This is a genomic window from Martelella mediterranea, from assembly GCF_004342225.1.
Lineage (GTDB): Bacteria > Pseudomonadota > Alphaproteobacteria > Rhizobiales > Rhizobiaceae > Martelella > Martelella mediterranea_B.
Genome location: NZ_SMAR01000024.1, coordinates 18,266 through 45,202, shown reverse-complemented (window position 1 = coordinate 45,202; position 26,937 = coordinate 18,266). Strand labels below are relative to the sequence as shown.

The following is a 26,937-nucleotide window of genomic DNA, read 5'->3' as shown; positions in this document are numbered from 1 at the left end:
GTCTCCGTATCGAACGGCGGAGAAAACAACTTTCTCGCTCTTGTTTTCCGTTCACGTAAAAGACGGCCGCCCTCTAACTTGAGAGCGACCGTCCACCGGAGACCTGGTGATGATGAGATCTATTCCGCGGCTGTTTTCAGGAACGCCGGCAGCACATCGGGTTCCGGGTTTTCGACTTCGCCCTGCGGCTGCTCATCAGAACTTTCGAAGGCCATGCCCTCGGGCAGCCAGAGCGCGGTGCGCTTGGCCGTTTCCGGATTGATGCCGACCCGTTCGTCCGCGCCCTCCCGGAAAGCCGCTTCCATCGAGGCGGCGAGCGCGTCTTTCTTGAAGTCGCGGCGCTCATCGGCCCACTTCTGTCCGATAACCTCCGCGGCAACGGAAAGGGCATGCTTTTTCGGGACGCGCGACCAGTAGTTTTTCGCGTCCGGACGCCAGCAATATGCAACATCGGTGCTGCAACGGCGGCCAATCTCCTCTAGAACCGGCGAGCTATGGTCATCGTTGGCCAATTGCTGCTGAACAGCCTGCGCCGTCGCCCAGGCGAACAGCGCCTGCTTCTTTTCCATCGGCAGCGCCGACATCGTGATGAAGTCCTGCGGACTTTCGAGCGAGATCCATGACAGGTCGAGCGTGCTCTTGATTTCCTCAAGCATGGCAGCCGCGACTGTATCCTCCAGATATTCACGGCTCTTGAAGACCTCCGCCTGACGCATCGAGATATCGATCGGCGCGGCGGCATAGGCGATGGGCAGGCGGACGATCATCGAGTAGAGCATCGCGTCGAAGGCGGTTTGATAGTCGCTGGCAAGGTGGGCCTGCAGGTTCTGATGCCGGATGGCGCGCAGATCCGCCGAAAGCGAATTCGACACGCCGGCCTCCTTGCGTTTTTCCTCGGCCGACATCGTTTCAGAGCCGCCAGAGCGAACCTGCTGTCGCTTGTCGTCCGGATGCACCAGTCCGGTCTCAACCCTCAACGCCCCGCGGTGATCGATGGACACAACGCAGCCTGCCCGGGCGCGCTGTTCATCGGTGTACTCCGACCGGTTCACGTCTGCGGATAGCGCCTCCAGATCGTTATGGAGTTGATCCCAGCGCGCCTGCACCTCGTCGGTCCAGGCCTCCTCGCCGATCTCCTCCATCTGCTCGATCTCACCGTTCAAGGCATCGAGCTTAGCCTGATCCTCGGGGGCCGGCTCGACGGGGAGGGGGTATTCGCGACCATAGCGCATATACTGGTCATAGGTGACCGAGAGATGCACATCGACCCACTTCCACTCTCCCCTCAGCTTTTCGGCCTCGGCGTTCAATGCCTCGGTCGCCAGACGATGCAACAAAGCAACATCTTCCAGAACAACATTGTCGGCTTCGGAAAACAGATCCCTGCGCACCGTTCCACCGGCGGCCGTATAGGCATCGACGCCGACAAATTGAGCGACACTATCGCTCGCCGACACTTCGTCCTCCGTAGCCAGGTGGCGAACCTGATAGGCGTTGATGCCGTGATAGGTAGACTTGAGCTGTTCGAAGATCTCGACCTGACGGCTCCGATCCTTGCAGATCGTGAACGCCGTCAGCGCGTCCAGGGAGAGCTCGTCGTTGCGGAAAGCCGTGAGAAGAACCGGATCGACCTCGGCCAGTTTGAGGCGGCGCTGCACGAGGTTTTCGGTCACGCCGAACTGATTGGCGATTTCGGTGGTCTTGAAGCCCTTTTCGATCATCGCCGCGAAGGCTTCATACTGGTCGGCGGGGTGCATATTGGCTCGCACGACGTTTTCCGTGGTCGAGCTGATGATAGCCTGTTCCTCGGTCTCGACCTTGCAAGGGACGGCCGTGTCGGCGGGCAGCGCCCCTTCCTCGATCAGCGCCTTCAGCTGCTTCAGCCGGCGACCGCCGCCATGGACCAGGAACTTGTTCTTGCCTGCGGGATAGACGAGCAGGTTTTGCTTGATGCCGCCGTCGGCTTTGATCGAGGCTTTCAGCTCCGCATCGGCGGCCGGTCCAGCCTGCGTCTTACGGACATTCAGCGGGCTGAGAGCAAGCTGCTTGATGGGGATGAGCTTGATAGTCGTAGAGGTCATTCTTGTTCTCCGGTATCGGCCGGGAGGAAAGACTTTCTCTCCTTTTGGAAGCCCGGCAACCGGGCTTCGCTGAACTCTTGCTCTATCGATCAGTGAAACCGACACTGCTGGCAAAATCAACGTTTCGGTTGCTTTTTGTTCTTTCATATGTTGCATAAGTGTCGTTGCGGACATTTCGCAGCCAAGCCCCCCCACTTTGGCGAAACCCCTGTTCGAGGCAGGTGCCGTAACAAAAAAACGGGCTTCGCGCGGCGGCGAAGCCCGTTTGATTTACTAAGATTTTCGGGCTCCTCATGCCGCATGTTGGATGGTTTGTTCGGAAGACGCCTGCAGAAGATAGTCCGCTGCTTTCTGGGCCTCGCTAGCGGCGCGGAAGATGAACTTCTTGTCGTTCTTCAGTGATCGAAGCCAACTCTCCACATAGGCTGCCGATTGTGCAAAGTCGGGAACCAGCTCCAGTGAAACGCAAAGCATGGCGGAACCGATTTCGGCACAAAGCTCCTCGAAGGCGATGTCGGCTTTGCGGCAAAACCTCTGATTCCGATCAAGCCGGCCTACATGGCTGGTAGCGTGCACCATTTCATGGGCGAGGCTGGCATAGTATCCGTTCGCGGAGTGAAACGTCGCGATTGGTGGCATGTGCACATAGTCATCGAGAAGATGATAGAACGCCTGAGGTTCATCAGTCGTTCGTATCTCGATACCGGTCGCAGCGAAGAACTGATCCAGCTCGACATTGGGTTTCGTGCCGAGATCGCGCGGTTCGTCCGGGTCAGCGCCGTAAAAGTAATCAGGCAGGCCGTCGATCTGATCGGCATTGAACACGCGATAGCCGCGCGCATATGGCCGGGTGACAGCTTCGCCGCTATCGGGATCGTCGACCTCGAACGTGCCGAATTTGACTACGGGAGCCGACTTCTCCCCTCGGCGAACCTGGGCATCCATGGCCTTTGCCTGTTTGTAGGTCAGCCAATAGCTTGATCGGTATCCGTTTTCGGCCGCGATGCACCACAGTATGATAACATTGATGCCCTTATAGAACTCGCCGTTTGAGCGGCGGGGGAAGCCGGCGAAGCCGGCACCTCCCGTCCACGGCTTCTGCCAGGGTGGGGTGCCTGCCTCGATCGCCTGGATGATCTTGTCGGTGACGAGCTGATAGACGTCGGCTCCGGTTTTCTGTTTGGTCACGGTCTTGCTCCTTCGTTCGAGCAGGCCGGAACAGCTTTCTCTTCCTTTTAAGCCCGCTCGCCGGGCTCACACATCCCTCTATCTCTTTCGGCATCAGGACAACGGTTCCAGTTTGGCCCGAACCGCCCTATCTTGTCCGACTTGGATGCCGCCTAATCGGAGACGATCGATGTGCAATTTGTATCGAAATGGCTCGACCCATGAGAACATGCGGCGGCTGTTCAAGCCGACGGCCGATTTGACGAACCGGGCCGATCCGACCGGCGAATTTTATCCGGATCGACCTGCGCCCGTTGTGCGCAACAATGGCGGGGAACGCGAGTTGGCCTTTGCGACCTGGGGCATGCCGTCGCCGGTTTTCGCGACCAAAGGGAAACCGGATACGGGCGTTACCAACATTCGCAACACGTCCTCGCCACACTGGCGCCGATGGTTGAAGCCGGAAAACCGCTGTCTCGTGCCGTGGACGGAATTTTGCGAGTGGGAGAACACCAAACCGAAAAAGACAAAGCGGTGGTTCGCGATCGATGCGGACAAGCCGTTGGCGGCTTTTGCGGGGATCTGGACGACGTGGGAAGGCGAGCGTGGGTCTCAAAAAAATCCGCGGCCGGGCACCCACGAGTTATACGGATTTTTGACCTGCGACGCCAACGCCATTGTCCGGCCGATCCATCCAAAGGCCATGCCCGTGATCCTCACAAAGGAAGAGGAAATGGATATCTGGATGAGGGCTCCTTGGGACGAGGCAAAATCGCTCCAGCGGCCTTTGCCGGATGATGGCCTGATATTGCTGTCACTCTGAGTATCAACTACGTTGTCGACAGAAAGTGGGACAAGCAATGGTAGGTTTTTCAGATTTATTTTCGAAGAGCGGACGAAGGATAATAAATGCCAAATACGACTACGAGAAGTGTGAAAGGTTAATAAAGGACAGTAAAGCCTCTTTCCGCCAAAATTTTGCTAGAGATATAATTTTCCAATATCCAGATTGCAAGATCCTGATGAACCATTGCGATGATATATTTTTCGCATTGATTCCGTCAAAAAGATCATTGCTATATGGCGGTTTTGCTGATTACTATTTTCCAGACCTACGTTATCGTTATAACGAAAATAAAGTAAATTTAGCAGAGCTATCTGTTAGAGAATTTAAGGAAGAGATTAGTAATCTTATAGGCGTCATACGTGATAATTATAAAAGCGAATTAGAGCGCGGCCTTATGTCAAGACCCGATGAATTCCACAACTTTATAAAGGGTATTCGGATTAAGTGGTAGATGGAGCCCCCTTGCTCCTTCGAACCCTTAACTCTCCCAGAAGGTTGATAGATCGACGCCGTAGTTTATCTCAGGCTCGGGAAGACCCATGCTGTAGGTCATGGTGGCCTTGCCCAGGAAGGGGGATTCCTTGGTCTGCGGCACCTTCTTCTTGTGCTTGGTGGTGTAGAGCATCCGGGCCCGCATCACCTCGAATGAGTAGCCACGGCCATCGCGGTTCTTATCCTTGGCCAGCCGGTTGATTGACTCCGTGAAGGCGTTGGTGATCGGGATGTCGGTCTCGAAGTAGGTCAGCATCTCCTCATGCCAGCCACTGATAGCACTGACGAGATCTTTCCAGACCTCCTTTTGCCCCTGTGGGATGTCGTCAATCCAGGCAGTCAGCGCCTTCTCGGCGTCACGCCGGGTTGTGGCGTCCCAGATGTGGAAGAACCGCTCCTTGTGCTCGTAGTGTTCCGTCTCAACGCCTTTGAGACAGATTTGGCTTAACGGATAAGGGAGGAATTTGGCTCATCATAGCTCACGCAAAGGAAGTGACGATGAGACAGAAATCCGGTCAGCAGAAGCCGAGTGCAGACAAGGCGATCAAGGATATCCGCCGAGCCACGCGCAAATCCTATTCCGCTGAGGAGAAAATCCGCATTGTGCTGGAAGGCCTGCGCGGCGAAGACAGTATCGCGGCTCTTTGCCGCCGCGAGGGCATCGCCGAAAGCATGTACTACACTTGGTCGAAGGAATTTCTAGAGGCCGGCAAGAGACGGCTGGCCGGCGATACGGCACGGGCCGCGACCACGGATGAAGTAAAATCTTTGCGTCGTGAAACACGCGATCTGAAAGAGGTCGTGGCCGAGCAGACGCTGGAGCTGCGCCTGCTCAAAAAGAGCATGATCGGGGATGGGGACGCAGACGAATGAGATACCCCGCATCCGAGAAGCTGGAAATCATCCGGCTTGTTGAACAATCGCATCTGCCGGTGAAGAAGACACTGGAACAGCTCGCCATTCCACGGCAGACTTTCTATCGCTGGTATGACCGGTTTCAGCGGTTTGGCATCGAGGGACTGGAAGACCGCTCATCCGCCCCGTCACGCGTGTGGAACCGCATTCCCGATGCGATCAGGGACGAGGTGATCGAACTGGCGCTTGAAGAGCCGGAGCTCTCGCCCCGTGAACTGGCGGTAACCTTCACCGACACAAAAAGCTATTTTGTATCAGAGGCTTCCGTCTACCGCCTGCTCAAGGCCCATGACCTAATAACTTCGCCAGCCTTCATCGTCGTCAAGGCGGATAATGAGTTCAAGGACAAGACCGTTCGGCCTAATGAGATGTGGCAAACCGATTTCACCTATTTGAAGGTGATCGGCTGGGGCTGGTTCTATCTGTCCACCATTCTCGATGACTTCTCGCGTTACATCGTGGGATGGAAGCTGTGCACGAACATGAAAGTCGGGGATGTGACCGATACGCTGAATATTGCACTGGCCGCATCCGGCTGCGACAGCGTCAAGGTCGAGCACAAACCGCGACTGCTGTCAGACAATGGCGGATGCTACATCGCCGAAGATCTGGCGGATTGGCTGAAGGACAGGAAAATGGAGCAGCTTCACGGTGCACCCGGTCATCCGCAAACGCAGGGCAAGATCGAGCGCTGGCACCAGACGTTGAAAAACCGGATCCTGCTCGAAAATTACTTCTTCCGGGAAGACCTTGAGGCTCAGATCGGTGCGTTCATCGACCATTACAACCATCGCCGATACCACGAGAGCCTCGGCAATCTCACGCCGGCGGATGTCTACTTCGGCAGAGGAGACCAAATCCTGAAACAGCGTAAGACGATCAAGGAACAGACCATTTTGAACCGACGCTTGCAACATCACGCAAACGCAGCTTAAATCAACAAATAAGACGAGCCAGATCCTCCTGATATCCAGACCCCATTCTGTCCATAATCATTCGATGACGGACAGTGCTCGTAGGCCGCCAAGAGCTGGGGGAATGCCCCTGTCCAGGTCTCCATGATGAGCCGTTCGCGATCTGAGACATCGTGAGCGCGCTTCAGCAGGATCTTCCGGTCACCCTTGAGGGTTCGGCGCTGGTTGGACGTCAGCTTTTTCCTGAGCCCCTTGCGGACCTTTTCCAAGGCCTCGTTGGCCATTCGCACGACGTGGAACTTATCGACCACAATGCGAGCCTGCGGCAGCACCGCCTGGACAGCACGGCGGTACGGTTTCCACATATCCATGCTGACGATCTCGACCTGGTGGCGCTCGGTCATGCTCATGAGGCGCCTCGTCACCGCGTCCTGCTGGCGACCGGGCAGCAGGTCCAGTAGGGTACGCTCCTCCAGGTTGGTCAGGATGCAGCGGTAGCGGCGGTTCAGGTACAGCTCGTCGATCCCCAGGCAGCGGGGTGTCTCGAAGCGATGCCAGGCTGCCAGGAACTCAGCCTTCTTCTTGAATATCTCGCGGACAGTCTTCTCGTCGAGGCCCGTGGTATCAGCCACGTAGGCGTAGGGGTGATTGAAGGCTTCCTTCTCGACGTGGTTGTAAAGCCTCCGCGTCATGCGGTGATCGTCTACCATTTCCGGAAGAGCTGGCCGGAACGTCCTTCCACACGCCCGGCAGGTGTAGCGGCGACGGACCACCCAGAGGGTGACCCGCTTTCCGTGGATGTGTAGGTCGCGATAGGCCACATCGCGCTTACCGAACCTGACAAACTCACTCTCAACGCCGCATTCCTCGCAAGCTAGAGGCTCAGGAGCTTCAACCTGGTAGTGGAGATCATGCTCTTCCATCTTGGTGGCTAGGACGTGGTACTCGGGAAGGTGAAGGATGTTGTCAGGCAAGCTGGTCATGCAAACTTTCCTTGTCGACATGGTCTATAGATGATCGCGACTCTTTGACCGCGTTGTTTTCTACGAACTGAAGGTGAGTTACTCCCTTGGGTCTTCTGCTTCTCTGAGCCCTTCATGCAATGACGCAATTAGCGGGCAAGTGATATTGCCTTGTTGTGCATGGCATCGGTCGACCATTTCGCTCAGCACCTTCTCAATTCTTTCAAGCCTGTCGATCTTCTCGCGAACGTCCCCTAACTTGTGCTCTGCGAGAGCACTGGCTTCTTGACAGTGGGCGCCATCTTCCAGCCGAAGTAGGTCACTGATCTCATCCAGACTAAAGCCTAGCTGCTGCGCCGTTTTCACGAACGTCAACCTGTCGATATCGGCGGCACTATAGCGTCGAATACCTCCGGGAGGTCGTTCGGGCTCCGATAATAGCCCTCGTCGCTGGTAATAGCGGATTGTCTCGACATTGACGCCGGCCGCCTTGGCCAGGCCGCCAATGGTCATGGTGTCCGCCACTTTATCTGCATGTCTCTTCATGATGCTTGACTCCGTACCAAGCTACGGAAGTAACCTTATCGTAGCTCCCCCCATCCCGAAAGGAGAATCGTCAATGCGGACATCTAAAACGGGGCGAGGGCCCCTGGCCGCCGGAGGAGTCGCGGCCCTCCTGGCCTCGGCGTGTTGCCTCGGCCCGCTGGTTCTGATCACGCTGGGCGTTTCCGGCGCCTGGATCAGCAATCTGGCGTCGCTGGAGCGCTATCGCCCGCTCTTTATCGGCGTCGCGCTGGTGGCGATGTTCTTCGCCTGGCGTCGCGTCTTTCGGCCAGTGGAAAAGTGCCAGCCGGGAGAGGTGTGTGCCGTGCCACGGGTCAGGACGGGCTACAAGGCGATCTTCTGGCTCGTATCGCTGCTGGTGCTAATCGCCCTGGTATTCCCCTACGTCTTGCCCTTGTTCTATTAAAAGGAGATCTACCATGAAAGCTCGTTTCGCCTTCATCGCGCTACTCGCCCTGCTCAGCACGCCCGCCTTAGCGGCCTTGCAGACCGTGAAGCTGTCGGTGCCGGGCATGACCTGTGCCGCCTGCCCGATCACCGTCAAGGCCGCCCTCAACAAGGTGGACGGCGTCTCGCAAGTCGACGTGAGCTACGCGGATCTCGAGGCCGTGGTCACCTTTGACGACGCCCGAACGTCGGTGGAGGCATTGACCGAGGCCACCACCAACGCTGGGTATCCATCAACCCCGACATCCTCGCAAGCGGATCGAGAGTGATCATGAAGAATCCCAAGACCCTGCTGCGCGTGAGCGTGATCGGCACCGTCCTGGTGGCATTGTGCTGCTTTACGCCGATCCTGGTGATCCTGCTTGGCACGGTGGGCCTGGCGGCGCTGACGGGCTATCTCGACGTTGTGTTATTGCCGGCCCTGGCCTTCTTCATCGGCCTGACCATTTATGCGATTTGGCGTAAGAAGCAGTTCGACGCCTGTTGTGACAACTGCTCTATCAAATCAAGGAATACGCCCCCTGAGTGACATCAAGCAGCTGCACATCGCGGTCATCGGGTGAGTTGTTTACGAGCTTGTCCGTCACGGTGAAGGAATAAGCGTGAAAGATTCGCAGAAATTTTTAAGCGTCGTGCTTGGCACCGGGTTGATGGTGCTGTGTTGCGCCGGGCCAATCGCCCTGGTGCTATTCGGTACGGCGGGCCTGGCCGCGTTGGCAGGCTATCTCGATTACCTGCTGTTTGCCGTCCTGGCCATCGTCATCGGCTTACCTCTCTACGCGCGATACCACAAGCGGAAGCAGGATGCCGGCTTTACTAATGAAGACTCGGAGAAACGTGATGATTGAACTCAACGTGAGCGGCATGACCTGTGACCGCTGTGCGGATCATGTCAGGGAAGCCTTGGAGAAGCTGCCCGGCGTGCAGTCGGTGGAGGTATCCTATCCTCAGAGGACGGCATCGGTAGCCGTTGATCCGGGGACACCGGCCTCGGCGTTGACGTTTGCCGTGACCCGACTTGGCTACCAAGCTCGACTGGCCAACAGTGGGCCCACTTCCCCGGCAGGCGCATCGGTGTCCAAGGGCCGTGATGAAGACGCCCCGCACATCGCGGTGATCGGCAGCGGCGGCGCCGCCATGGCGGCGGCCCTGAAGGCCGCCGAGCGCGGCGCCCGGATCACCCTGATCGAACGCGGCACCGTCGGCGGTACCTGTGTCAATACAGGCTGTGTGCCTTCGAAGATCATGATTCGCGCGGCCCATATTGCCCACTTGCGTACGGAAAGTCCCTTCGATGCAGGCCTGAGCGCCCAGGCGCCGGTGGTGGATCGGGCCAAGCTGCTCGAGCAGCAGCAGCGACGTGTCGAGGAACTGCGTGACGCCAAGTACGAGGGGATTCTGCGCGACCACCCGGCCATCACTGTCCTGCACGGCGAGGCCCGGTTTATCGATGCCCATAGCCTGATGGTCAAGCTGAACGAGGGCGGCGAGCAGGTCGTCCACTTCGACCGCGCCTTCATCGGTACTGGCGCCCGACCGGCAGTACCGCCGATCCCGGGTCTTGCCGACACCCCCTACCTGACCTCTACCAGTGCTCTGGCCCTGGACACTCTTCCCGAGCGGCTGATTGTGATCGGCGCCTCGGTGGTGGCCCTGGAACTGGCCCAGGCCTTCGCCAGGCTGGGCAGCCGGGTCACGGTGCTGGCCCGCAGCCGCCTGCTCTCCCAGGAAGACCCGGCGGTAGGGGATGCGGTGGAGGCGGCGTTTCGCCGCGAGGGCATCGAGGTCCTCAAGCAGACCCAGGCGAGCCGTGTGGACTACACCGACAATGAATTCATTGTCGACACCAACGCCGGCACCTTGCGGGCGGATCAACTGCTGGTGGCCACCGGACGGACACCCAATACCGAGGCCCTGAACCTGGCGAGCCTCGGCGTGGAAACCGCACATGGGGCTATTCTGGTCGATGAGCATCTGCACACCACGGTGCCGGGGCTCTATGCCGCCGGTGACTGCACCGATCAGCCGGAGTTCGTCTATGTCGCCGCCGCCGGGGGCAGCCGGGCTGCCGTCAACATGACCGGGGGCGAAGCCACCCTGGACCTGAGCGCCATGCCGGCGGTGATCTTCACCGACCCCCAGGTGGCCACCGTCGGCCTGACGGAAGCCGAGGCCATCGAGCAAGGCTTCAGCGTCGATACCCGTGAGCTGGACCTGGAAAACGTGCCGCGTGCGCTGGTGAATTTCGACACCGGTGGTTTCATCAAGCTGGTGGCCGAACGCGACTCGGGCCGGTTGCTGGGGGTGCAGGCGGTGGCGGGGGAAGCCGGTGAGCTGATCCAGACGGCGGTGATGGCGCTACGCGCACGCATGACCGTACACGACATCGCCAATGAGCTGTTTCCCTACCTGACCATGGTGGAAGGGCTCAAGCTCTGTGCCCAGACTTTCACCAAGGATGTGACGCAGTTGTCCTGCTGTGCCGGGTGAACGATATGAGCGCGACCGTGGTGCCACTGGGCGGCGGCACCACGGGTTTTGGGCATGGACACCACAGGGAGCCCTGTCACGATGAACACGACACTACCAGATTGCGGGATGATGGGGGCGATGGGCTGGATAATGCCAGTGATCGGAATTGCCCTACTATTGCTACTGGTCCTGGGCATCGCCTGTTTGGTGAAGTATCTGCTCTCTAGCAAGTGAGCGTACTCAGCGAGCCATCAACCAGCTAATCCGTTGTGGATTGAGTTTGTCGGCCACCTTTAGCTCTCGCATACCAACCAGATAATCCGGATACCCTTTATAAATAAAGGATACATGGTAACCGATGAAATCAGCTTGGAAGATATCGCTGGCGGAGCTCTATTTCTCGACGGGGAGCAAATCGCGCTCTCAAGTGTATTCGACACGCAACCCAAAGGCCATTTTACTCAAGCACTGTTGACCAATGTTATTGACGGCGGAGAGCGTAACCCGAACATACGTTCACTGGTGTTTAAAACGGCTAAATGCACCATATTGGATGAAATGATGGGTTTTGGTATCGAATACCTATACAATAAATCTATGATTGCTTTCGATCCGGATGCCAAACGCGATTTTATCACTTATATAACACAACTTAGAGATTTTTTATATTGTATAGAAGATTTCTTTAATGGAATTATACCCGGTACAAACGAAGATAGAGGTTCATGGATGTCATTGAGTGTTGAAGAGATTCTTTTTGATAAATCTCCGCGTCGAGAAATTCCTTTACTTATCTAGATCTTTTACAAAACACTATGAACCTTCATCGGAATTCGAGATAGGTTTTTGGACGAGCGATCGTGACCCGCATGGGCGAAGACGGCCTTTGGGCGGCTTCGTGCCGCAGGCATAGAGCGCGGTCGGCCATCGGCCGAACGGCCAAGATTTCGCATGATGACAATTCTTGGTCAGTTGAAATCCATTACCCTTGATGCTGACCAACGCAAAAATATACCACCATCGCCTCCGATACAGACTTCATCGCCGTCATCGCCGGCGGCATCGATTTCATATATTCAAACAGATCACCCGCACCAATGGCGCTTTCGCTCGTTCCAGGCGACCGAACCGCCCCGATAACGCAAAGCAAGTCCCTCGCTGACAAGGATTTTCCCGACGTCGCGACCATCGATCTCGACATGTATCAGATTCCGACCGTATTTGTCGGTGGTCCCGCTTTCGATGATTTCGACGGTCCCGGCCTTGCCGATCAGCTCTCGCAACCTGTCGCGGGCTTCATAACCAACCTTTTCCTCGTAGCTACATCGCGGCTTTGAAATTTCGGGCGTGTCGATATCGAGCAATCGCATCCTCTGACCACCAATTTTGATGGTATCCCCGTCGTAAACATAGATTTGGCCAGCGCTGGTGACCATTATCGTTTGCTTGGCATATCGATCCGCCTCTCGACCGATCTCCCGAAGGACCGATTTGGAAATGCCAATGGACCGAAGGAAGCTTCCGGACTCCGGAACAGCGGCGATAATTGCGATGGCCCCGGCAAGACCGAGCAACAATTTGGATCGCATGCGTTTCATGTCAGGTTTTCAGCCTCCTAAACCTCTAATGGAACAGCTCGGCGCCCGGCTGAGACGCGCGCACGGCCAATTTCCGAGCGAGCAGCCCGTGCAAGGATTTTTCGAGATGCAAATCGCCGGATTTGGCCTTCCGGGTCATGCCCCGGATATAGCCTCCCGGCGAACTCACCTCGCCGTCGGCTTGTTTTTGGGCGGTAATGGCGAGGGCGAGCGCAGCGAGCCCTTGCCCTGCGACCTGTCGCATTTCTGCCCACGCCTGGGCCGACACGCCGAGCATGGGGCGAAGTTCAGCCGCGTATGCGTCGAGATCGCGCCAGCTTCGCAGCGGTTCGGCGGAAAGCTCGGTGATGATCGGGCATGCCGTCAGCACGGTTCGTAGATCTATCCGTCGGCCGGATTTCACTGATTTTTCGGGTTGCTCATGCCCCTCAACTTGCCGAGGCTCATTTTCAAGAGCCATTCTTTCAGCGCCGTAGGCGCTGTCAGTCTTCAAAGCTGAGTGTTGCGCGTCAGCGCAACTCCGTTTCTCATTACAAGATACGATTTCAGGTTGGGTTGTAGGTTCTAATAGGTGTCCGTCAGATGACGCCTTGGTGTCAGTTTTCTTGTCCAAGTCACTCATGACGAGGGCATTGAGCGCCTTCCTGAGGCGTTCGAAATCGCGGTGCATCCGCTCCAGATGCTCGACGCTGGCGCGGCCGATCTTTCCGAGAAAGGCCCTGAGCTGGTCGAAGCGCTGGGCAATTGAATGCCAGCGCGACGGCTTGACCGTCTCCTTGGCGATTTCGAGCGTTGCCATGATATCGCGCCGGAGCGACGTAATGTCGTTGCGGAGGACGCGGCGGCGCTGATTGTCCAGGTCGTACCTGTCGGCTTTCGCTGTCAGCTCATCAAACCGCGCTTCGAGCAAAGCGAGGCTGATGCCGTGGGCGTGAACGATGCGGCCGGAACGATCGCGCTGGCCGGATCGCCGACAATTGGCGCTGTCGTGATGCGAGATGATGCCCATGTCGGTCAGTGACCGTAGCGCGGCGCGTGTCGCGTTGATGCTGATATTGAGCTGGCGGGCCATGGCCTCGTTGGACAGCCAAACGATCGGCTGAGATCCGTTTTTCCAGTCCTGGTCATAGGTGGCGTCGAACAGGATATTGAGGAGCAGCATCTGCGTGGTGTTCGTTTTCAGAACGGGACGTATGCGGTTCAGGAGCCGCCTGATTTCGGCGCGGCTATGGTCTCCGATCGGGGCCTTGGCCGCGAGATCGGAAAAATAGGCACGCTCGGGTGTCTGTTTTCGCCACCCGGTCGATGATTTTAACATTCCGCTTTCCTTGCTTTCGAGCAGGAAGCAGGCAAAGGGGTATCGTGCGCAGAAACTGCGTTTTTCCTCTTGCCTACGATGTCGGGTGAATGCTAAAAAGAGCCTATCAACATCTTGGCTATTTTTAGCACCAAGCCCCCGCCGGTTGCAGCCGCGCGGGGCTTTGTCGTTTTGAGGCTACCTCAAATTGTCTCTCCTTTTTGTCGCGCTGAGTTTGACTTCACCGAAGCCAAAGTAGATTCAGCGGCATCCGCCAACTGGTTCTGTCTCGTGTTGATCAGGCGATAGTCGCCACCCCCAGCGCGAATTGCGCTGCCGCCGGCAATGCCTTCCGAGAGCACACATGCGCAGACGGGAGCTTTGGCTGTGTTTGTTCGCGCTATGCTCATCCCTGAACCTCACGCGTCTCAAAACCGTAGTCGATCATTGACCGGTATCTGTAGCCGGGCAGGGCGGGACGTTGGCGGCCAGCAACAAGACTGCGAATGGCCCTCAGTGCATTCGGGAAAGCGTACCCATAGCGCTCGATGAGCCAGAACGCGCAACACGCGAGGAGCAGAGCGATGAAGGTCCATAGCCGCAGGTGCAATGTCAAAAGCAGGAAGAAGAATATCAGGCGCGCATCGAAGATAAGCAGGCGCGGCGTTCGCACTGTTTCCCGCCAGTAAATCGGCGTGCCATAGATGTTGAAGCTGCTTTCCGCCATCAGTTCGCCACCCCGACATTTTCAAGGAACAGGATGCCGATCATTTGACCGGCCCGAACCTTGACCAGGGGTCCGTTCGGCGCGTTGTTGTTGAGGTCGCTGGAAATGGCGTCGCCAGCTGCGGCGAAGCCGGCATAGATGCTTTCGTTCACCGTCGGCTTGTTGGTGATGATGGAGCCAATATTGTCGGAAATGCCAACATATTGCTGTTGCGGTTGAGACAGAGAGCCGCTCAGACCGGATATGAACGCGGCCGCCAGTTTACCGCCGTAGCGCTGAAAATAACGACGATCGATGTCTGTTTTCACGGCGATGGTCGACTGCTGTGCATCGATCGCGTAGGCGCTGGTGTCGTAGTTTGCGCCATCGGGCATCACGATCCGATCGAACTGGATGACGAGCGCGCTCTGCGTCTTGTTCACCTCAAAAGCGCCAATGGCGCGGGCGCCATCAAGGGGGCCATTGATGATCTCGGCGATCACCGGTCCGGGCGTATCGGAATCGGAAGCGTTCTGGATGCGCGCCATGACCGTATCGCCAGCGACCGCATAGGTTTGAACCGACGAAGCTCCGGACGACTGGACGGAACCATTGCCACCGCCCTGTCCATTGCTGGCCGTGAGCGGTTCAGGCGGCGTATACAGGTCCTGTTCAATGACAACCGTTGCCTGTGAGGCCACAGGCTGCCATGACTGAAGCAATCCTTGCTGTTGTGCGCTCATGGCGCTCGCAAGCTGATCGATGCGTCGATAGTCAGTCTGCGGTTTGGGGGGCTGCCGCCGATCGGCGGTTCGGTACTCAACAGGCTGGTCGCGACGCTCAATGACATTGGCGGGCGCGACGGGTCGTTTGACCGGCGGCGGATCTTTCTTCTGCCCAATCGTGTCGATCGACCGCATGGCTTCGTCAGGTGTCGCGATGAAGCTTTCGTCGTTTTCGAAAGCACTCTTGGCACCGGCCTCGTTCGACTGATCGAGCGTATTCTGGTAGCGCTCTGACCGTCCTTGCTGTTCGCCGCCGGGCGTACTCTCGACATTCGGTGGGCGTGCAACGCTCGACGATGGAACGGGCGAAGACGAATAACTCTGCCACAGCACGAAACCAAGACCCACCGCGATCACCAGGATGCCGCCGTAGACAATGCGATTGTTGCGCTGCGCGCTCCGATCAATCGTGGAACGCCGTTCATCGTTCATGGGCGATTCCGTTTCGACTTCCGGCGCGGCCTGGTGCGTTTCGCTGGTGTCGGGGTTGTTGTGGTTCTCGTCAGATCGGTTTTCTGCATCGGTCATTGGAAAATTCTCACTTTCTTGACAGAGCCATCGGACGAGATCAGTGCAACGGGCGTCGGTTTGAGCTTGTAGGCGTGCACCGAGCCAGGACCGGTCTGGCTTTCAGTCCAGGATGGTGAAAGCAGCGTGCTGGTCGTGCGGATGTAGAGATCCTTTCCGTATCGCCATGCCGATACGGACGGTTCGTCCGTGGAAAGCCTCGTGGCGTTTTGTGGAATGCCGGCGCCTTGGACGAACGCCATCATGACCTGGTTGGAGGCGCGGCTCGGCGGAGCGCTGACGGCCGTGGAAACATGCGCGTTCGGGCCAAGACCGTCGACCTGATAGTCGCGCCGATATTGGGTGACCTTTTCGTTTGTTTCGACGTCGATGATTAATGGCCGGTCCTCACCGACCAGAGAAACGGTCAGGTTTGTAAAGGCATGCGGAAGAAGCGGCGTGATCATGAGCTGATTGCTCCCCTCCTGCATCGCATAGACCTGAAACGCATTGGGGCGACCGACGCCATAGCTGGCAATGGGCCAAGCCTTTCCGGTGCGGTCAAAGAAGGCGAGGTTGGAGATCGTTCCGGGTGAGGTTTTGATCGCGGTGGTTTGGGCGGCTGCCTCGAGCGAAACCTGAACCTGATCAGAGATCGCCTTCGGCCGAAAGCCGGTCGCGGGTTGAGCTGCGGCTTTCTGGCTTTCATTCACCCGACGCTTGTAGTCGCGGATCAACTCGGGGGTCATCGGCATTTGAGATTGAACTGCCGCGCCGTAAGCCGTGATTTCTTCCGGCGAAAGCGGGCGGTCCAACTCATCGAGCGACTTGAGTAGGTGGTCTGACCCAATGACAGGAAACTCGCTGTCGGGCTGCTCGTATTGTTGCTGGTCGGCTTGCTGCTGATTAATCTGTTCGGCGCGCTGCGTGCCTTGTGCAGCCGCCTGGGCAAGTCCGCTCGGCGCGTCCTGCGCGAGAGCAGGTGCCGTGGTCATTAGTAGAACGCATAGAACGGCGCCTGAGGTACGCATTGTCATTAGGCGCCTCCACGCGCTGCGATAAAGCGGTTGATCGCGACGGCTTCAGGGGTCTGATAGGTTTCCATCCGATTGATGGTAACTGTCACAAGAAGATCCTGCCCCGATACTTCACTTGCGGATTCATAGGTGATGCGGAGCGGAATCTGCACGACCCACTGATAGACGCCACGAGCGTTTGGCCCCTGTGAAAGGATCACTGCGTCTTGAGCAACCGCCGTGGTATTCAGCCTGCGCTCCTTCACCATTTCGAGCTGACCGCTCTTGTCGAGAGCGTCGATGAACGAGTTCCATCCGGCGGGCTGCGTGAAATACTTCTGCACGGCTGTGAGGTCGGCGCGATAATTGGTGAAGGAGTAGGTCAGCGCTGCGGTAACGGCCTGGGTGGCGAAGTTGGCGACTTCGTTTGCATTGAGGTGCGGTTTATCCAACGCCACCAATGGCAAGATTTGGCCGTTGGTTGTTGTCGCAAAGTAGCGGGGCTCGGGCCGATGGGTGGCAAGGTAGGCCGCTGCGCCCACCGAAACGACGGTTGTGACCAGAAGCGCACAGCTGATTACCGACATCACCCGGAAAGCCGTCCGATACGTCTGTGTGCGCTTCATGACGGTTTCGAGTGCGCCGTAGGATTGCTCGCTCATGCCTCACTCCATTGTGAGCGCTGTATCGAGCGCTTGTTGGGTGAGGTTGCCAAAAGCGAACTGTCCGCCCTCGGGTGTCTTGTAAATGAAAAAGGGAACACCCTTGATCCCGTTCTGGCGCATCCACAACACGTTTCTGCGCAGAATATCAGCCGTCTGATCGTCGATTTTGTCGGAAGCGATCGCAGCAACCTTTTGGCCACCAACGCTTGAAGTCGCGGCATACTCATTTTTCAAGAAAACCGTGCCGACATTGTCCGACTGAAGGATGGCCGCAGAGACATTGAAAGCCGCCTCGCTGAGGATCGGGGCAAGAATGATGCGCAGGTCGATATCGCCGTTCTGGATGAGCGGTTTCATTGAATCGATCGACCATGCACAATGCGGGCACGTGGGATCGGCAAGCAGGAAAAAGGTCGGTGCGTCGGGCTTTGGATTGCCGACCGGAAACCACGCGCTGAAATCATGGGCCTGCTGCACCAGCTCATCCAAAGTCTGGGCGATCGGAATGTCTGGTGTATTTTGAGAGCCCACCGACGCCAGTTTGGGCGGTTTGCTTGCCTCAACCTGATCGGCCGATGCGGCCCGCGTGGCATCGTAGCTCGGTTCAACTACATCCGAAGACGGTGCTTTGACAGGTTCCGCTTCCGCAGGAACTGCCTCGGTCAACCGACCGGGGGGTTCGAGAGCGCTGGGGTTCGATGCAGCGGGCTCCTCGTTGGCGACCTTCGGTGAAGGGGGCCGTGAAGAAGAGGGAGTGTTGGCGGTTTCCAGTGAAACGGTATTAGGCCTGGTCGACAGCAACGCGCCGGAAATGTCCTCGCCTTGCGGCCCGACGACCGAGCCGAAGATCGTCAGTCCGTCCTCGGTTGTCAGCGCAAATTTCTCTGTGCCGTCACCCTGCGGCACAGCCCATGCCTGCATACCACCGACCTTCATCAACGGGCGCGCGCCGTAAAGGTTGAGCTGGTTCTCGATGAAAGGTGCTGCTGATGTGCTGCAACCGACAAAGGTGGTCTGCCAGGGCAGATCGATGTCGGCCTGAGTCACGTTTTCGGCGATCGCCCCGAGTGGCCACAGGCCGAGTAAGGCGGCGGGGAAAAGGACGGACGTAGAAAGCGCCGACTTGCGTTTGAACATTAAGGAGGCCCCCGGTGCTAATTTGTTCCTGTCAATGTTGCATTGAATGGCGTGAGCCTGTAATACATCAAGACATTGGAGCTGTGAAGTCCCCTTGGAAGACGGGTGATTTCGGGGAAAAATCAGACCTCATCGGGGGCTCTCGTGACAAATCAAATTGAGTTATACGAACACGAATCGTATCGACGCAACCCTAATTTGCTGAAAATTGGCCCTAAATCGCTTGTTTTCATGGCGATCGTGGTCGCTGTGGCCGTGTCGGCGGTCAACCTCTACCTGTTTTTGGGTCAACCAAAGGCGGTCAAATCAGGTCGGGTCTCCGATGCAACATCGGTGCAGGTCTCAGAGCTACATTCAGAGGTACAACGGCTAAAAACCGCGCAGGCTGACCTGGTACAGCAACTGAACACGCTGACCGCCAGGAACGGCGTCCTTGAGCGCATTATCGGTCATGTGAATGAGCTGAAGAAGCAGGACGAGTTTATCCTGAACGAACTGGTCACGCTCCAGGGCACCGGCGGGCCTCTTGGCTTTGAGGCCGCAAATGGCGGCGTTGGCGTAAAGCACGAGATTGTAACCCATCCGGTCGTCGCCATGCCGGCCCCGGACGGGGATAGTGCGGAATAGGGCGGGCTATGGATAGTTTTGTCCAGCTTCTGGAGCGCGGTGTCGCGATCATTGCCCCCTTGCAGGCGTTGGTCGCAGGCACCTGCTTTTTGGTGGGTCTTGTTTTCGTGGCGCGCTCGATCGTCGGCATGGCCTCAGCCCACGAGCTCCGTAGTATTGGGGGCGCGGCGTCTGGCTCATACACCGGTCCGCTGGTTCTGTTCTTCGTCGGCTCACTTCTGATTTCGCTGTCGACGGTCATCGGGGCATTCCTGATGAGCTTCTTCTTGCAATCCGAGAGCGTGTCGGCGGAACAGGTATTCACCTACGCGCCCGAAATCACCAAGCCGCTTTCCGCTGAAATGAGCCAGAGAGCCGTTATTGCTCTGGTTCGTTTCGCGCAATTTATCGGCCTTCTCGGATTTGTACGGGGTCTGTTCCTGCTCGCCCGCGCCGGCAACGGCGGACAAGTCGGCGACACGGGACGCGGGATTGTCCACCTCGTCGCAGGGACGTTGGCGATCAACATCGTCGTTGTCCTGCAGATGCTTGAAAAACTTCTGGTCAAATAAAAAGGAGAGACCAAATGCAGAGAAAGTGCACCGGCCTGCTGACATTTTCCGGCTTTTATCTGGCCATGCTTGGGCCAGTGATGGCGCAACAATCGCTGGGCGATCTAGCCAGCAATTTTTCGACGACCACACTTGGCCCATGGGCCGACCTTCTCGGCTCCATCGCCTTCTTCGGCGGCCTTTTGTGCATCATCATCGGCATTGTGAAACTCGTCTCGAACTCCAGGAATCCGCATCAACAGCATTCCCCGATGTCGATGCTCATCTGGTTTCTCGCCGGCGCACTGTTGATCGGCTTGCCGGCCTGGGCTGGCGTTGGTGTCACGAGCTTCCTCGGCTCGGGTGCGGATACCTCGACCATCGATGGAACGCTGAGAAGCATCAACTGATATGGCACGTTTCGGCGAAACCCTCGACTACATCGCAGCGGCCTTGAGCCGATCGGTCTTCCGCAAGTCGCTGGATGGCTATTGCCGTCTGGTGACCGCGGAGGACAACGATACCCTTGTCGCCGACGACGGGTCGCTGGTGAGTGTCTTTGCGCTCGAAGGGTTCCGCTCGCTGGCCGGTGAAACGGAAGTGTCGCAGACTGTCGAACAGCTGCGACGCACGATCACACCCTATTTCGCCTCTCCCGGATGCGCCCTGCAATTCTGGTTCGGCCATTCGCCGGATCTCGGCGCATCTGAAATCGACATGGCATTAAGCTCGATAGGGCGCGTCGCTCATGACAGCGGGCTTGACGTTGGCGACTTGATTGACGAGCGCCGTAGGATTTTGCCGCGAAAGCTGACCGGAGAACGTTCTTATCTGGCGGTGTGGTCACGCCCCTCCAACCTGACAAAGAACGAGATCAAGGCGGGGCAGGCGGCGAGGAGGAAAAACCTCTCAGGCGCGCCCTCGATGCGACAATCGCAATGGCCCGATGCGGCTCTGGAAGCACTCAGAACACGTCACAGGTCGGTCTCGGATGCGCTTTTTCGCGAATTTGCGCTGGTCGGCATCGAAATGGAGCGCTTGGATGCGCGTACGGCCATCACAGCCGCAAGAGGCGTTCTCTACCCCGAGTTTCTGCACGCATCACCAAGTTGGTCTCCTGTTCTGCCAGGGGACATGATGCGGAAGAAGATGCCGTCCACGAATGCCGAACTGAAGAAGGGCGATATTTCCAATCTTACCTGGCCGGCGCTTTCTCGCCAGTTGCTGACCGAAAGCGCGACGATCGTCGATCAGTCGACGGTTGAAATCGGCAACAGCGTCTTCTCGGGATTTGATTTGTCCTTGCCGCCTGAAATCGTTGTTTCGTTCAACGATCTTGTGCGGCGGGTTCTCGACAGCAAAGACAGGATTTCCTGGCGCGCCTCGATGCTGACCGAAGCAGGCGGCTATCAGGGGCAGATCTTCAAAGAACAATATGCGCGGCTGTTCACCTGGACCGCGCCGTCGCGCAACCGGCGTATCGTACAGGCGTTCGATGCCTTGCGCGAAGCCGACGGCATCGACGATACGGCCGTTCGCTTCCGTGTCTCCTTTGCGGCCTGGGCTCCGAAAACGGACAAGGACGTGCTCATGAGACAGGTTGCCAATCTACGGCGAGCCGTCGAGCGCTGGGGATCGGCGCAAACCGATGCGCTGATCGGAGATCCGGTTGAAAACGTCATGTCGTCGGCGCTCGCGATGAACTGCGCGTCAACGGCGCCGCCCATGGCGGCGAGCCTGTCGCACGCGCTGGCGATGAGTCCGATTTCGCGCCCGGCGAAATGCTGGGACCATGGTGCTGTGCTGTTCAGAACTTCGGACGGAAAGCTGTGGCCCTATCAGCCGGGATCATCCAAGCAAACTTCATGGGTCGACGTTATCGTCGGAACGCCGGGCTCCGGCAAGTCGGTCCTGCTGAACTCGATGAACCTTGGCGTGGCGCTGTCACCGCAAAGTGGCCAGTCAGATGATGGTAGCGGATTGTTGCCACGCATTTCGATCATCGATGTCGGCCCGTCCTCGGCCGGATTGATTTCACTCCTGCGTGACAGCCTGCCGGCGAACCGGCGTCACGAGGTCGTCTATCACCGGCTTCGGATGGAAGAACAGTATTCTGTCAATCCGTTCGACACCCAGCTCGCATTGCGGTTTCCCCTTGCTCACGAGCGCGGATACCTCGTCAATCTTGTGACCTTGCTATGCACGCCGGACGGGGCTGAATCGGCCTATGACGGCATTTCCGCGCTGGCAGCAAGCTGCATTAACGAAGCCTATGAGCGGTTTTCGGATGACCGGGAGCCGAAGAAATACGTGCCATCGGAAAGTTATGAAGTCGACGCCGCTCTCGGTGAGGTCGGCTATGTAGCCGACCAGTCCTCGACCTGGTGGGAGGTGACCGACGTTCTGATGGAAAACGGTCGACGGCATGAGGCTGCACTGGCGCAGCGCTTTGCCGTTCCGACGCTGTCCGATCTCATCTTGGTATCGAACTCCGAGACAGTTCGAGAACCCTTCCGAGAAATGGTGACGCGCACCCAGGAGCCGGTGCTTAAAGCATTTCAGCGCATGGTCAGCTCCGCGACCAAGGACTTCCCCATCCTCGCTCGCCCGACGCGTTTCGATGTCTCCGGCGCGCGCATCATAGCCTTTGATCTGTCGGACGTGACCGCGACGGTCGGGCCGCAAGCAAAACGACATACCGCCATCATGTATATGCTGGCCCACCATGCCGTCACCTCTGACTTCTGGTTGGACGAAGACGAGTTGCGGGGCCTGAAGGCACCGCAAGTCTACATCGACTACCATCTGCGCCGTTGGAAAAATAACCGTCAGATGCACAAACGACTGTGCTTTGACGAGTACCACATGACTGGTGGGCTCGGTATTCGCCAGCAGGTCATCAATGACGTTCGAGTGTGCCGCAAAGCGGGTGTCCAGATCGCCTTGGCATCGCAGCTGATGGATGACTTCGATGAGGCCATTCAGAAGCTCGTCACCAATATTTGGTTCTGCAACGTGCCGACCGAAAGCGCGATTTCAGAGGTCTCCGAAACCTACAATCTTTCAGCCTCTGCTCGATCGATCCTCCGAACACTCCATGGCCCCGTCCCAGGCGAGGGCGCTCCGGTCATGGCTTATCTGACCCTTAAGAGCGGTGTTTACACCCAATATCTGATCAATGAGCTCGGCCCGATCGAGCTATGGGCGCTGTCCACGACATCCGAGGACACGGCCCTGCGGTACATGCTCTATGACCGTCTCGGCTCGAAGCGCGCGCGCACCATTCTGGCCGCCCGGTTTCCCGACGGGTCCGCAAAGGCAACGATCGAACGCCGGCTCGGTGAGTTGGAAGATCGGGGTGTTGCCGTTGACGAGGGCAAGAGAGGCGATGTCATCCGCGATCTCGCAGATCAAATTGTGAAGGAGGCAGTAGCATGAGTTTTCGAAACGCAGCCTTGGCGCTTCTGTTGTCGTCATCGGCAGCTGTCGCGCAAGATACGGATGTAGCGACCACATACATCACCTTCAACGATGTGGATGCGGATGCGACACAGGTCGCTCGCAAGATGTATGGGCGCTTCTATCGCATGGTCGAGGCCGAGCGCGTCTGGCTGGAAGAGCCGACCGAAAGCTATGACCAGATGGTGGTGCGCCTCGGCGACAACCGCAAATGCGATCCAAACTGCGGCGTTGTTGCTCTTTATTACAGCGAGCCGGACGCAATGTGGCTTGAAGTCTGGCGGGGCCGTGGCGATGCGGTTGGTATTGGAGACGTCGGCATGGATGGCATTCGCTCCATCCATGGTGACGACGGTCGTGTTTGGAAATGGTTCAGCACGTCCTACTCGCCCCAGGTACTAGGTGATGTTTACGAGTCCCGCGTTTCCACGGAAGATGAGAAGCGCGCCGCCTATGGCGTCCTGAATGCTCGATCGGCACCTCCCGAGGGCGTTGAGCCGCCTGAGTTTCTCGCATTTGACGTGGACCTGAAGAGCGGCGACGAAACCGTCATTACAGCGCGCTCCCTTTACTATTGCGGCAACGGTCCTTGCCCACTGATTGTCCTCGACGGCGATAACAAGGCGATCGCCAACTTCCGGACCTATACGCAAGATTTCGCTCTCGAGCCAGATCGCGACGAGGAAGGTTACCGCCTGATCGAATTGTCGATCGACGACGGCATCGGCGTTTACAGCGTCGGCAGTGGTGAACGGGTCAAGACAATCGGTCTTATGCCTGTCCTGGAGGCTGGTCGGGAGAAGCCGCTATGAAACAGGTTATCTTGTGCTTATCCGCTTTTTCGCTCGGATTGGCATCGGTAGCGGCACATGCGGGATATCTGGATGCTCTCAAGGGACATGAGGGAGGCGACAGCTACTCGGTCATCAACAAAAAGGGCACCGCGCTCGGCAAGTACCAGATCACGGCCGGTACCTGGGCCACGCTCGGATATACCCAGGGATCTGGTGGCAACTGGTCTAACTACACCTTCACAGACAAGGCCCGCGCAGCCGGCGTCTCGTCGCTCGACGATCTCCGGTATTCCGAAGCCGGCAAGGCACTGCAAGAGCGTGCCGTGAACGAGCTGACAATCAGCAACTGGAATTCAATGAGTTCCCAAACACGCGGGCTGGTAGGTCAGACAGTGAATGGCGTGCAGATCACACAGGAAAGCCTTCTGGACGCGGCGCATTTTCTTGGCTCCGGCGCCCTGAATGATTGGGTCGCAAGCGGTTTTGATCCCAACGCGCTACCCGAGAGCTATCTCGCGGCCAACAGCCTGTCCTCCTACGCGGAGCTGCAGGATCTCATCCTGAAGCGCATGGCATCCATCAACGGCAATTCATACGACGGCTTCGGATACACGAACAGCTATTCCGTCGGGGGAATGTATGGCGCGACCAGCGACTTTCCCGGTTTTGGATCAAAGCGGCCAGTTCTCATTCAGGAAGTGCCGCCATATCAGGGAGAAAAGAAAACGCTATGAAGAAGCTTGTATTGTTTTTTGCACCTGCCCTGATGCTGCACGCAGGATTGACCCATGCCGCAGAGGGAACCGACCAGATCGAACATCTATTCGATTCCATGCTCGGCGGCCAAAGCGGCGCATGTGCTGACACCGTTAAAATCAGCTTGACCGACGCAATCCGCGCAGGGATCGACACTGAGGTGGCGCGAAAGGAAGCGGCGCTTCAACAGCCGAAGCCCGTTGATGGCCTTGGTTGCCTGGACAACCTCATGAATCTGGACCTGGATATCGCCATTCAGGTTCCTGACGTGCAGGGCCTGTTCGATTCTGCCTTGTCCAACGCAGAACAACAGATCTGCTCCTTTGCACAAGAAGCCTGGGACAAGGCCACGGAGCCCCTGACATCGGCGCTTCAGCTGCCGTCCTTCGACGGCATCTCGGTAGACAGCTTTACCGGTGGTTCCAGTGACGTGCTCGACTTCGGGTCCGTCAACATGGGCCTGTCACAGGGCGGCGATTATGGCGGCGACGCGGGCGTGAGAGGTGCTGGCGCGAATTCGTTGCTGCGCGATACCTATCAGAAGCTCTATGGCACCGGAGGACAGTGATGAAACACCTGATTTATGGCTTGTTGGTTTCGGTTGCGAGTGTCGGACTGGCTCAGACGGCTGAAGCGGCCTGCTCCTGCGGTGGCGTGCGCAATATCGTTGCCCAATACAGCAACAAAACAATCCAGGACGTCAACGACCACACGACGGATGTCGGGCAGCAGATTGCGGACACGATCCTGAAAGGGGTCGCACAGCTGAGTGCCTATTCTGATCGATCCGTCGAAGCGCAAAAGCGCATCGAGGACGCAGCACAGTTGAATGACACGCTGCGGGCGCGTCAAGAGGCCCGCGGCCAGGCTGAGGGCGGTCGTTACGATCCGGCAGCCTCGGCCTGCTTCGACCTTTCCGGGCTGATGCAATTTGGCGGCGGAACTGCTTCCTATGGCGTCGGCGGGACAGACGTCTCCAATCTTTCGCGCAATCGCTCGCGTGGCAACGGTGCTGAGGGACAGGCAGTGTCCCAGGGCGGGCTTGCGATCGCCAATGCGATTATCAAAGACCGGGACGAGCTGGAAGATGTTGGCGGGTTCAAAGATCCGACGTCTGACATTCGTTTCTTGACCGATGCGCAGACGTTGGACACGTCCGAAGCTAAGGTCGCTCAGGCATATGCGCGCATGGTCAACAATATGGTTGACCCCATCCCGGCAAAGCCAATTACGGAAGGCGAAGCGAAAACGCCGGCCGGCAAGGCGCAGATGGCGGCGCGCCAGGTCGACGCGACACGTCGCTCAGCCTCTCACGCCATTCTTTCCTACCTTGGCGATCTGAGCGCGCCGACCGGCAGCAGCGAGCTCGCCGAATGGGCCAAAAAGGCCGCGCCGACCAACTATCCCTATGAGATTGGAGACGAGGTTTCGAAGCTTCAGGCTTTGGATATTTTCGTTGAAAGTCGCTTCCCGAATCCGGAATGGCATCAGGCGGTTGCCAAAATGTCACCAGAGGCCGTTGAACGCGAAACCCTTCTGACCAATGCCCTGCAGCTCTACGTCTCATGGGAGCGTTTCGGTCTCGAACGGCGACAGGCGGCCGCTCTGTCTGCACTGCTCGCTCTTCAGCTTGACGATCGCGACAGCAGGACAACCGTAATCCCGGTGAACGACTGATGAAAAGGCGGCGGAACCGACAGGCTGATCCGCATAAGACTGGCTGGCTCGCCCGACGCGGCGGCATGCACCAGCTTGCCTTCATCGTCACGTCCGGGTTTTCGGTCGGCATGGCGGCTTGGGATATTATCGCCAGCGCGATGCGGCCGAAGCGTTATTCGCGTGAGAAGTTCTACAAAACGGACGACGATGGCGGCATCTCCCGCTTCAAGGCTCAGACCTCCGGCATGAGCCAACAGGAAATCGATGATGACGCCCGTGCCTGGCTGCGGGAACGAACGGTCTATACGATCAACGCGTTTCTTTGTCTCGCTGCGATCCCGGCCCTGTTTGCCTTCGGCATGTTCAGCATCTTCACGCTCATAGCGCTCATCGTTTTGGCATTTTTGTTGACGGCCAAAGCGGTGAAAGCCGATTTTGCCTACTGGCAAATCCGACAGGGCCGTTTCGGTCCCTTTGCGGACTACCTCCAGCACCGTCTTCCTTACGACATGCAGATAATCAGGAAGGATTGAACCTTGC

General features: G+C 57.7%; 28 protein-coding genes and 2 pseudogenes. 18 read left to right on the top strand and 12 right to left on the bottom strand.

Annotated elements, in window-relative coordinates; translation table 11 throughout:
* Window positions 1–119 precede the first annotated feature (119 nt).
* Both EDC90_RS14380 and EDC90_RS14375 read right to left on the bottom strand, forming a co-directional pair.
* On the bottom strand, window positions 120–2,081 hold the full coding sequence (locus EDC90_RS14380) for a ParB/RepB/Spo0J family partition protein (RefSeq protein WP_165972848.1): 1,962 nt from the start codon (window positions 2,079–2,081) through the stop codon (window positions 120–122).
* Window positions 2,082–2,372: 291 nt separating this feature from the next.
* On the bottom strand, window positions 2,373–3,269 hold the full coding sequence (locus tag EDC90_RS14375) for an ArdC family protein (RefSeq protein WP_132312809.1): 897 nt from the start codon (window positions 3,267–3,269) through the stop codon (window positions 2,373–2,375).
* A gap of 169 nt (window positions 3,270–3,438) precedes the next feature.
* Between EDC90_RS14375 and EDC90_RS14370 the strand changes: the two genes are divergently transcribed.
* Entirely contained in the window at window positions 3,439–4,071 is a 633-nt protein-coding gene (locus tag EDC90_RS14370; protein ID WP_132312807.1) for an SOS response-associated peptidase, read from the top strand.
* Window positions 4,072–4,108: 37 nt separating this feature from the next.
* Window positions 4,109–4,546: a hypothetical protein gene (locus EDC90_RS14365; protein WP_132312805.1), complete on the top strand. Its 438-nt coding sequence runs from the start codon at window positions 4,109–4,111 to the stop codon at window positions 4,544–4,546.
* A gap of 27 nt (window positions 4,547–4,573) precedes the next feature.
* On the opposite strand, the pseudogene EDC90_RS14360 reads toward EDC90_RS14365, so the two are convergent.
* Window positions 4,574–4,996: pseudogene (locus EDC90_RS14360) on the bottom strand (transposase); the annotation flags it as partial.
* 89 nt (window positions 4,997–5,085) lie between these two features.
* Between EDC90_RS14360 and EDC90_RS14355 the strand changes: the two are divergent.
* Window positions 5,086–6,437, top strand: a protein-coding gene (locus EDC90_RS14355) for an IS3 family transposase (RefSeq protein WP_132312803.1) whose coding sequence is annotated in 2 segments (ribosomal slippage) — window positions 5,086–5,427 and window positions 5,430–6,437 — 1,350 coding nt in all. Because the reading frame shifts where the segments join, the coding sequence is not laid out codon by codon here.
* A gap of 74 nt (window positions 6,438–6,511) precedes the next feature.
* Here the strand turns inward: EDC90_RS14355 and EDC90_RS14350 are convergent.
* Window positions 6,512–7,399, bottom strand: a pseudogene (locus EDC90_RS14350) (ISL3 family transposase); the annotation flags it as partial.
* Between the two features lie 78 nt (window positions 7,400–7,477).
* Window positions 7,478–7,924: an Hg(II)-responsive transcriptional regulator gene (gene merR / locus EDC90_RS14345; RefSeq protein ID WP_006911920.1), complete on the bottom strand. Its 447-nt coding sequence runs from the start codon at window positions 7,922–7,924 to the stop codon at window positions 7,478–7,480.
* A gap of 73 nt (window positions 7,925–7,997) precedes the next feature.
* On the opposite strand from merR, the gene merT reads away from it, so the two are divergent.
* The 6 genes from merT to EDC90_RS14315 all read left to right on the top strand — a co-directional run bounded on the left by merT (window position 7,998) and on the right by EDC90_RS14315 (window position 11,659).
* Window positions 7,998–8,348 carry a mercuric ion transporter MerT gene (merT, locus tag EDC90_RS14340; protein ID WP_006911919.1) on the top strand — a complete coding sequence of 117 codons (351 nt, stop codon included), beginning with the start codon at window positions 7,998–8,000 and terminating at the stop codon, window positions 8,346–8,348.
* A gap of 13 nt (window positions 8,349–8,361) precedes the next feature.
* On the top strand, window positions 8,362–8,658 hold the full coding sequence (gene merP, locus EDC90_RS14335; RefSeq protein WP_006911918.1) for a mercury resistance system periplasmic binding protein MerP: 297 nt from the start codon (window positions 8,362–8,364) through the stop codon (window positions 8,656–8,658).
* Window positions 8,659–8,660: 2 nt separating this feature from the next.
* Entirely contained in the window at window positions 8,661–8,918 is a 258-nt protein-coding gene (merF, locus tag EDC90_RS14330; protein WP_021031449.1) for a mercury resistance system transport protein MerF, read from the top strand.
* A 73-nt stretch (window positions 8,919–8,991) separates the two neighbouring features.
* On the top strand, window positions 8,992–9,237 hold the full coding sequence (merF, locus tag EDC90_RS14325; protein WP_006911916.1) for a mercury resistance system transport protein MerF: 246 nt from the start codon (window positions 8,992–8,994) through the stop codon (window positions 9,235–9,237).
* Complete coding sequence (merA, locus tag EDC90_RS14320; RefSeq protein WP_008957401.1) at window positions 9,230–10,879, top strand: mercury(II) reductase; 1,650 nt, start codon at window positions 9,230–9,232, stop codon at window positions 10,877–10,879. Before merF (EDC90_RS14325) ends, merA begins: the two co-directional genes overlap by 8 nt.
* A gap of 330 nt (window positions 10,880–11,209) precedes the next feature.
* On the top strand, window positions 11,210–11,659 hold the full coding sequence (locus EDC90_RS14315) for a hypothetical protein (RefSeq protein ID WP_132312801.1): 450 nt from the start codon (window positions 11,210–11,212) through the stop codon (window positions 11,657–11,659).
* A gap of 287 nt (window positions 11,660–11,946) precedes the next feature.
* Here the strand turns inward: EDC90_RS14315 and EDC90_RS14310 are convergent, their stop codons facing one another.
* The 7 genes from EDC90_RS14310 to EDC90_RS14280 form a co-directional block, all read right to left on the bottom strand.
* Complete coding sequence (locus tag EDC90_RS14310; RefSeq protein WP_245511062.1) at window positions 11,947–12,459, bottom strand: thermonuclease family protein; 513 nt, start codon at window positions 12,457–12,459, stop codon at window positions 11,947–11,949.
* A gap of 25 nt (window positions 12,460–12,484) precedes the next feature.
* On the bottom strand, window positions 12,485–13,777 hold the full coding sequence (gene repC / locus EDC90_RS14305) for a plasmid replication protein RepC (RefSeq protein WP_132312799.1): 1,293 nt from the start codon (window positions 13,775–13,777) through the stop codon (window positions 12,485–12,487).
* 385 nt (window positions 13,778–14,162) lie between these two features.
* The gene (gene icmT / locus EDC90_RS14300; RefSeq protein ID WP_132312797.1) at window positions 14,163–14,483 is read right to left on the bottom strand and encodes an IcmT/TraK family protein; all 321 of its coding nucleotides are present in this window, start codon (window positions 14,481–14,483) and stop codon (window positions 14,163–14,165) included.
* Window positions 14,483–15,775 carry a DotG/IcmE/VirB10 family protein gene (locus EDC90_RS14295; protein WP_132312795.1) on the bottom strand — a complete coding sequence of 431 codons (1,293 nt, stop codon included), beginning with the start codon at window positions 15,773–15,775 and terminating at the stop codon, window positions 14,483–14,485. The genes icmT and EDC90_RS14295 overlap by 1 nt, the downstream gene beginning before the upstream one ends.
* Entirely contained in the window at window positions 15,772–16,749 is a 978-nt protein-coding gene (locus EDC90_RS14290; RefSeq protein WP_207903919.1) for a DotH/IcmK family type IV secretion protein, read from the bottom strand. The genes EDC90_RS14295 and EDC90_RS14290 overlap by 4 nt, the downstream gene beginning before the upstream one ends.
* A 41-nt stretch (window positions 16,750–16,790) precedes the next feature.
* Entirely contained in the window at window positions 16,791–17,432 is a 642-nt protein-coding gene (locus EDC90_RS14285) for a type IVB secretion system apparatus protein IcmL/DotI (protein ID WP_106308663.1), read from the bottom strand.
* Window positions 17,433–17,435: 3 nt separating this feature from the next.
* Entirely contained in the window at window positions 17,436–18,572 is a 1,137-nt protein-coding gene (locus tag EDC90_RS14280; protein ID WP_132312793.1) for a DsbA family protein, read from the bottom strand.
* Between the two features lie 144 nt (window positions 18,573–18,716).
* Here EDC90_RS14280 and EDC90_RS14275 point away from each other — a divergent pair, with 144 nt between their 5' ends.
* From EDC90_RS14275 to EDC90_RS14235, 9 genes are read left to right on the top strand one after another with little or no spacing between them, the layout of a single operon-like run.
* Window positions 18,717–19,199 (top strand): hypothetical protein, encoded by a 483-nt coding sequence (locus tag EDC90_RS14275; protein ID WP_132312791.1) that lies wholly within the window; start codon window positions 18,717–18,719, stop codon window positions 19,197–19,199.
* Between the two features lie 8 nt (window positions 19,200–19,207).
* Window positions 19,208–19,750, top strand: coding sequence for a hypothetical protein (locus tag EDC90_RS14270; protein WP_132312789.1), 543 nt, complete (start codon window positions 19,208–19,210; stop codon window positions 19,748–19,750).
* 14 nt (window positions 19,751–19,764) lie between these two features.
* A complete protein-coding gene (locus tag EDC90_RS14265; RefSeq protein WP_018067328.1) occupies window positions 19,765–20,139 on the top strand; it encodes a hypothetical protein in 375 nt (124 codons plus the stop codon).
* A gap of 1 nt (window position 20,140) precedes the next feature.
* The gene (locus tag EDC90_RS14260) at window positions 20,141–23,167 is read left to right on the top strand and encodes a hypothetical protein (protein ID WP_132312787.1); all 3,027 of its coding nucleotides are present in this window, start codon (window positions 20,141–20,143) and stop codon (window positions 23,165–23,167) included.
* Window positions 23,164–24,000, top strand: coding sequence for a hypothetical protein (locus tag EDC90_RS14255; protein ID WP_132312785.1), 837 nt, complete (start codon window positions 23,164–23,166; stop codon window positions 23,998–24,000). The genes EDC90_RS14260 and EDC90_RS14255 overlap by 4 nt, the downstream gene beginning before the upstream one ends.
* Window positions 23,997–24,716 (top strand): hypothetical protein, encoded by a 720-nt coding sequence (locus EDC90_RS14250; protein WP_018067331.1) that lies wholly within the window; start codon window positions 23,997–23,999, stop codon window positions 24,714–24,716. Before EDC90_RS14255 ends, EDC90_RS14250 begins: the two co-directional genes overlap by 4 nt.
* The gene (locus EDC90_RS14245) at window positions 24,713–25,306 is read left to right on the top strand and encodes a hypothetical protein (protein WP_132312783.1); all 594 of its coding nucleotides are present in this window, start codon (window positions 24,713–24,715) and stop codon (window positions 25,304–25,306) included. The genes EDC90_RS14250 and EDC90_RS14245 overlap by 4 nt, the downstream gene beginning before the upstream one ends.
* Window positions 25,306–26,415, top strand: a complete 1,110-nt coding sequence (locus EDC90_RS14240; protein WP_132312781.1) for a hypothetical protein — start codon at window positions 25,306–25,308, stop codon at window positions 26,413–26,415. The genes EDC90_RS14245 and EDC90_RS14240 overlap by 1 nt, the downstream gene beginning before the upstream one ends.
* The gene (locus EDC90_RS14235; RefSeq protein WP_132312779.1) at window positions 26,415–26,930 is read left to right on the top strand and encodes a hypothetical protein; all 516 of its coding nucleotides are present in this window, start codon (window positions 26,415–26,417) and stop codon (window positions 26,928–26,930) included. The genes EDC90_RS14240 and EDC90_RS14235 overlap by 1 nt, the downstream gene beginning before the upstream one ends.
* The last annotated feature ends 7 nt before the right edge of the window (window positions 26,931–26,937 follow it).

Coding starts and splice junctions, on each gene's coding strand:
- icmT (WP_132312797.1), bottom strand. CDS start 14,483: ATGGCGGAAAGCAGCTTCAACATCTATGGCACGCCGATTTACTGGCGG.
- EDC90_RS14240 (WP_132312781.1), top strand. CDS start 25,306: ATGAAACACCTGATTTATGGCTTGTTGGTTTCGGTTGCGAGTGTCGGA.
- merF (WP_021031449.1), top strand. CDS start 8,661: ATGAAGAATCCCAAGACCCTGCTGCGCGTGAGCGTGATCGGCACCGTC.
- EDC90_RS14370 (WP_132312807.1), top strand. CDS start 3,439: ATGTGCAATTTGTATCGAAATGGCTCGACCCATGAGAACATGCGGCGG.
- merP (WP_006911918.1), top strand. CDS start 8,362: ATGAAAGCTCGTTTCGCCTTCATCGCGCTACTCGCCCTGCTCAGCACG.
- EDC90_RS14280 (WP_132312793.1), bottom strand. CDS start 18,572: ATGTTCAAACGCAAGTCGGCGCTTTCTACGTCCGTCCTTTTCCCCGCC.
- merA (WP_008957401.1), top strand. CDS start 9,230: ATGATTGAACTCAACGTGAGCGGCATGACCTGTGACCGCTGTGCGGAT.
- EDC90_RS14235 (WP_132312779.1), top strand. CDS start 26,415: ATGAAAAGGCGGCGGAACCGACAGGCTGATCCGCATAAGACTGGCTGG.
- EDC90_RS14270 (WP_132312789.1), top strand. CDS start 19,208: ATGGATAGTTTTGTCCAGCTTCTGGAGCGCGGTGTCGCGATCATTGCC.
- EDC90_RS14255 (WP_132312785.1), top strand. CDS start 23,164: ATGAGTTTTCGAAACGCAGCCTTGGCGCTTCTGTTGTCGTCATCGGCA.
- EDC90_RS14310 (WP_245511062.1), bottom strand. CDS start 12,459: ATGAAACGCATGCGATCCAAATTGTTGCTCGGTCTTGCCGGGGCCATC.
- EDC90_RS14295 (WP_132312795.1), bottom strand. CDS start 15,775: ATGACCGATGCAGAAAACCGATCTGACGAGAACCACAACAACCCCGAC.
- EDC90_RS14315 (WP_132312801.1), top strand. CDS start 11,210: ATGGTAACCGATGAAATCAGCTTGGAAGATATCGCTGGCGGAGCTCTA.
- merR (WP_006911920.1), bottom strand. CDS start 7,924: ATGAAGAGACATGCAGATAAAGTGGCGGACACCATGACCATTGGCGGC.
- EDC90_RS14245 (WP_132312783.1), top strand. CDS start 24,713: ATGAAGAAGCTTGTATTGTTTTTTGCACCTGCCCTGATGCTGCACGCA.
- EDC90_RS14265 (WP_018067328.1), top strand. CDS start 19,765: ATGCAGAGAAAGTGCACCGGCCTGCTGACATTTTCCGGCTTTTATCTG.
- EDC90_RS14260 (WP_132312787.1), top strand. CDS start 20,141: ATGGCACGTTTCGGCGAAACCCTCGACTACATCGCAGCGGCCTTGAGC.
- repC (WP_132312799.1), bottom strand. CDS start 13,777: ATGTTAAAATCATCGACCGGGTGGCGAAAACAGACACCCGAGCGTGCC.
- EDC90_RS14250 (WP_018067331.1), top strand. CDS start 23,997: ATGAAACAGGTTATCTTGTGCTTATCCGCTTTTTCGCTCGGATTGGCA.
- EDC90_RS14380 (WP_165972848.1), bottom strand. CDS start 2,081: ATGACCTCTACGACTATCAAGCTCATCCCCATCAAGCAGCTTGCTCTC.
- EDC90_RS14365 (WP_132312805.1), top strand. CDS start 4,109: ATGGTAGGTTTTTCAGATTTATTTTCGAAGAGCGGACGAAGGATAATA.
- EDC90_RS14285 (WP_106308663.1), bottom strand. CDS start 17,432: ATGAGCGAGCAATCCTACGGCGCACTCGAAACCGTCATGAAGCGCACA.
- EDC90_RS14290 (WP_207903919.1), bottom strand. CDS start 16,749: ATGACCACGGCACCTGCTCTCGCGCAGGACGCGCCGAGCGGACTTGCC.
- merT (WP_006911919.1), top strand. CDS start 7,998: ATGCGGACATCTAAAACGGGGCGAGGGCCCCTGGCCGCCGGAGGAGTC.